General features: G+C 61.5%; 3 protein-coding genes and 3 pseudogenes. 1 reads left to right on the top strand and 5 read right to left on the bottom strand.

Annotated features, from left to right (window positions below; genetic code table 11):
* Nucleotides 1–102: 102 nt before the first annotated feature.
* Nucleotides 103–837 (bottom strand): hypothetical protein, encoded by a 735-nt coding sequence (locus EOA38_RS28050; RefSeq protein WP_245480932.1) that lies wholly within the window; start codon nt 835–837, stop codon nt 103–105.
* A gap of 110 nt (nt 838–947) precedes the next feature.
* Between EOA38_RS28050 and EOA38_RS28045 the strand changes: the two are divergent.
* Nucleotides 948–1,065 (top strand): annotated as a pseudogene (locus EOA38_RS28045) (IS6 family transposase); the annotation flags it as partial.
* 731 nt (nt 1,066–1,796) lie between these two features.
* On the opposite strand, the pseudogene EOA38_RS28035 reads toward EOA38_RS28045, so the two are convergent.
* The 4 genes and pseudogenes from EOA38_RS28035 to EOA38_RS28020 form a co-directional block, all read right to left on the bottom strand.
* Nucleotides 1,797–1,997, bottom strand: a pseudogene (locus EOA38_RS28035) (IS6 family transposase); the annotation flags it as partial.
* A 426-nt stretch (nt 1,998–2,423) separates the two neighbouring features.
* On the bottom strand, nt 2,424–2,714 hold the full coding sequence (locus tag EOA38_RS28030; RefSeq protein WP_127300748.1) for a DUF982 domain-containing protein: 291 nt from the start codon (nt 2,712–2,714) through the stop codon (nt 2,424–2,426).
* A gap of 541 nt (nt 2,715–3,255) precedes the next feature.
* A pseudogene (msuE, locus tag EOA38_RS41000) lies at nt 3,256–3,815 on the bottom strand (FMN reductase).
* A 108-nt stretch (nt 3,816–3,923) separates the two neighbouring features.
* A partial coding sequence (locus EOA38_RS28020) for an SfnB family sulfur acquisition oxidoreductase (protein WP_127300747.1) occupies nt 3,924–4,919 on the bottom strand: 996 nt, incomplete at its 5' end.

Raw genomic sequence — 4,919 nt, 5'->3', positions numbered from 1 at the left:
GAAACTAACAAAGTGAGCTACGGCATCATCATGCGTCTACGCCCCTGCACCGGGTCGGACGAGGCAATAACTCCGCTGTAGATCAATCGTCGGTCCCGTTCTTTAGCGGTTCCGTTGCCGGCCGGCGGTATGAGGCTTGCTCTTCGGCAACCTTAGTACGTCACGGTTGCTGCTTAGGGTGGGCAGATTGCCCCGCTCGGTAGCTACCTCTTTGAGGCGCGCGCGGGCGAACTCGAGGAGCGTGCAAGCTATCTCGTCCTCGGTCCAGCCGGAATTGGCTGCGCGCTCAACCAATTCCTGGAGGGCCGGTTCCAAGGTGAGCTGGCATTGAAGCCCACGGTCCGGATGGTCGACGGGGCAGCTTGGTTGCGCGATCGCAATGCTTGATCGCTTCATTGCAGGCCATGGGCTCTCGCCCCGCTCCTTTTGCCACACCAGGCGGGCCAGCTCACGTGTCGTTGTTGGTGTGCGCCCCGGCAACCGCTTCATCTTGTCAACCAGCCGCTCCAGCGATCCCGCGCGTTCCAACTCCGTAAAGAAATGATGCGGCGTGACGCTACCGAGCCGGTGCATCTCGGCCAGCTTCCACACATACGGATAGTCGACCATGAAATCGGATCGAGGCGAGGCCTTGGACGGTTCAGCCTTGGTCACGATGCCGCCACCCACGTGCCGATCGGCCCTCTCGATAATTTGGCGCACCCTCGTTATCGACAAGCCACGTTCCTGCGCCAGCTCGGCGAAGCGCTTGCCCTTCAGGAAGCCTTCGACCAGGGCGACGTTCCTATCGACGGTCGGGCTAAATCCCCAACAAGCGCGCAGTTTTTCCAGCACCATTGCGTTCGTTCATCCGGTTGTTCGCGCCCCTGCAAACCACCCTAACCGGCCAAATCGGCGCTTGGAAGACCCCACCAGACTCACGTCATGGCCCGCTGCGTGAGATGCGGGCGATCACTTCCTGCGACGCGGCAAATCGGTTGCAGGATCGTTCCAGGCGCTGGCTGAACCCGATCACGATCAGGAATCTTGAACAACACGATCGCGCAGGACCACCGGCGTGTCGAGGCAATCGCCGCGTGAAGGTATCTGAAAGCCGCCCTTTCCTCACCCTTAAAGGCGTTTGCGACAGATTCCGCCAGCCGATGCGCAAGGGCGGCCGCAAGCATGTCTTCCGCTCGCCCAGTTTGGAGACCGCCTGAGACTTTCGCGGGCATTCAATCTTAGAGGAATTCGACCGGCCGCGGGTTTCTCGCCCGCATCTCCCGGTCGGTGTTTCGCGACGTGACGCGCTCCTGGCACATGGATCCGGCCGGTTTCCGGTTCGGGCTCAGCCTTATTGGCGAGACGATAGCCGCCTCCCAGGATCGTGTCCGTTTCCTTGACTATCTTGGCCAGGCTGTTTCGACTTCCTCGCATTGGCGGAAGTTAAATTTCGAGTGTTTCGGCTTGCCGCAAATTTGGGTCTCGGCGGCATAACTCGGCATGACTTTCGGGGTGCTGGCAGGAAAGACTGATGCGCGGGCGTGGGTGGATCAAGGCGTTGCGTCAGGACGAGGCGCGGCAGGTGCGTGGGCGCATTGTCGAACTGGAGCGCGACCTCATGGCGACCACACCTCAGGGACGCCATCGACGTTTCGAAGCCGGGAATGAACTTCGTGTTGCGAAATTCCGCCTGGAGCGTCTCGAGGAATGCATCGCGCAGACGCACAGTCCGGCCGGACCGCGCGGCAACCTCGGGAGCGACGAGCTTATGCTAACGCCCATTTTTTCCCGCTATTCCGGCGCCACTTGCTGCCGACCGCACGCTTGCGCCGATTGAAGCGCTCCAGCAGCTGCGGCGAGAAGTGAGCGACCCAGCGATGCACGGTGGAGTGGTCGACCTTCAAGCCGCGTTCGGCCATCATCTCTTCTAGATCGCGCAGGCTCAGATTGTAGGCCAAGTACCAGCGCACGCACAGGAGGATCACCGACTCGTAGAAATGACGGCCCTTGAACATCACGTGCTCCTCCATGGCAGAGGAGCGTTCCATGCCATGCTCCGCTTACCGATAGGTTTGCGACAGAGCCATGTCACGGCCCTCAGGTGCAGCCCGCCGCTCTCAGCCCTCCTCCATCACGGCGCGTCTCGGGGCACCCTGGATTCCGACCACCGGATAAGGATCGGCGCAGCTGGCATTTGCGACGGGGGACCGCCATGCTCTTCGCATTGTGAACTGATATACCACTCGCGGTCACCTGTTTTCATCAGCCGGAGCCGCCGTGGCGCCCGCGCAGCAGCGGGACCGCCGGCAATCCGTAGGAGTGCCTTGCCCTGTTCCTCGCTGAAAGCGGCCTGCAACGGATGAGAATAGCTCTTGCTTCCGGACTAGGTTTCATGATGTCACGCTCAGCCCACGGGAATCTGACAACAGCTCAAGAAATTTCTAAGCGCGCACCTTTTTGCAGGCTGCGATCCACTTCATGGCGGACATCGGATCTTCCAAAATCTCGCAGCGCTTGGCAAAGGCGAGAAACGCGTGGCGTGCAGCGCTCAAGGGTTTCTGCCCATCGCATGCATCTAGGCACGCCCGAAGCGCAGCCAAGTGAGTTAGGTCTTGCTGATCTTCGGGCCAGTCATTGAGGAAGTCGATAGCGTCCGCAAGATTGGCAATCTCTTGAACGATGTACGTGGACCGCCTCACGAAAACTGGGCTGCTGAACTCCTCCGCGTGCATCCGTCTCTCCTACTCATTTTGCGCAGAACCGTGCGCATTGCCCGCCGACCGTCGCACAATGTGCTGTCCCGCCCATGGGTGTTCAAGGGGGCGCGGAAGATTGGGAAAGCCTCGCCCAACGATCATCCACGTTCGGAAAGCTCGTGGGGCATCCGCAGGTTCAGACGTGTCGGCGCTGTAGATTGCTGGGCTGAGTACGCCCCGGAAGTCTGGTTTGGAGGTTGTAAATGTCCTGATGGGCTTGCCTCGATCGGGCCTGGCGGAGCGCGATGCGCTCCTCAATATCTGCTTGAACGAAGCGCCTTCCGACGGGTCAACCGGCGAGATCGAAAGCACTGATTTTCCACGTCATGGACCTGCGGCCGGTCAGGCGACCGATCGAATCGTAACCAAATACTCCGGACAGCAAGGGCCCAAACCTCTCTGCGCGCAACATGAACATTGGCGGGGGCTTTCAACAACCCACATCTTAACCCTGAGTGATTGCTTTTAAAGACGCAGGATGGCGAGCCGGGCGATGCCGCTAGATCAGCGACTTTATTCACTCGGCGGCCAAGCGAACACCTCGTTTACCCCAGAGCAGAAGTCCAGCTTCGCTAACGGCCTGCGCCGCCCGTTTCAGGATCAGTTCGGAGCGCAGCACCCCATCGGTGAAATCCTTGTCGGTCGCGTAGACGGCTGTGGGCAGCGCGAAAGCCTCGAAGAAGCCGAACAGCGGCCTGAGCTGATGCTCGACGATCAAGGCATGGCGCTCGCCGCCTCCGCTAGCGGTGAGAAGCACTGGCTTGCCTCTCAACGCCGACGGATCGACCAGGTCGAAGAAGTGCTTGAACAGCCCGGTATAGCTGCCCTTGTAGGTCGGCGAGCCGACGACGAGCACATCTGCGGCGATGACGTTTGAAAGTATCTCCTGGGCCCGCGCGTCGGGTCGCGCGCCCATTTGGCGGCGCCCAGCGACGGACCGACGTCATCGATGTCATAGGTTTTGGAAGAGAGGCCGTGGCGGATGGCGATGTCCCGCACGATGAGGTCGACGAAGGTGCGTGTCTTCGACGGGCGGGTGATGTTGCCGGAAAAACCGACGATTGCTGGATTTGCCATGGAACGGATCTCCCGGGGTGGCTCCTGGATTGAGAAGTAGGCGGCCCGGCCGGGCCGCCGCTTGGCGAAACTTGGTCGACGCCGACCGGCCTCGACGGAACGGCCTGATCAGCTCCAGGCGTGCAGCGGCGGATTCTCGCCGTTGAGAAAATATTTGCCGAGGATCGCGTATTTCCAGCGTACCGGATCGTGCAGCGTATGGGTGCGGGCATTGCGCCAATGCCGGTCGAGATTGTGCTCGGCAAGCGTCGAGCGCGTGCCCGCCAGCTCGAAGAGCTTGTTCGTGGCGGCGATGGCGATCTCGGTCGACAGGATTTTCGATTCCGCGGTGACGATCTGGGCATATGCAACCGTCTCGGCGGTCGGCTCGGCAACGGCCCGGTCGATCGCATGGCCGGCCTTTTCCAGCAGCGCCTGCGCGGCGTGCAGGCGCAACGTCAGATCGCCAATCGCCTGGACCGTATAGGGATCGTCCCAAGCATTGTCGACGCCGCTGTCGATCCAGGCGCGGCTCTTGGTCCTGACGAAGTGGACCGTCTCGTCGATCGCCGCCTGCGCGATGCCGGTGTCGACCGCCACCTGGATGATCTGGAAGATAGCGCCGTCGGCGGTCGGCTTGTCGTAGCCTTTGTAGCCGGGCACCAGATGCGTCTTCGGCACCTTCACATTGTCGATGATCACCGTGCCCGACAGCGTCGTGCGCTGGCCGAAGCTCGACCAGTCGTCGATCACGGTAAGGCCCGGCGCGGCACGGTCGGCGATGGCGTACCAGGCGCGCCCCTCATCGTCGAGCGCCACGATCGGCACCAGATGCGCCAGCAGCGCGCCCGACGAATAGAATTTCTGCCCGTTGACGATCACATGATCGCCGGCGTCGGTGAACCGGGTCTCGAAATCGGCCGCGCGCTTGGAGCCGAATTCGGAGAAGGCGTTCCCGAAGCGGGTGCCCTTCAGCACCTCGGCGAACAGCAGCGCCTGTTGATCCTTGTCGGAAACGGTGCGGATGGCGGCGACGACGCCGAGGTGGTTCTGCGCGATCTGGCCGATCGAGGAATCGGCCGCCGAGATGATCTCGATCACCTTGGCTAAAGTCGCGTAGGACAC

It is taken from the genome of Mesorhizobium sp. M1E.F.Ca.ET.041.01.1.1, assembly GCF_003997355.1.
Lineage (GTDB): Bacteria > Pseudomonadota > Alphaproteobacteria > Rhizobiales > Rhizobiaceae > Mesorhizobium.
The sequence above is the reverse complement of the archived record's forward strand: the minus strand, read 5'-3'. Positions and strand labels throughout refer to the sequence as shown.

Excerpts from the sequence above, each read along its gene's own strand:
- EOA38_RS28050 (WP_245480932.1), bottom strand. The coding sequence starts at position 837 with ATGGTGCTGGAAAAACTGCGCGCTTGTTGGGGATTTAGCCCGACCGTC.
- EOA38_RS28030 (WP_127300748.1), bottom strand. The coding sequence starts at position 2,714 with ATGCACGCGGAGGAGTTCAGCAGCCCAGTTTTCGTGAGGCGGTCCACG.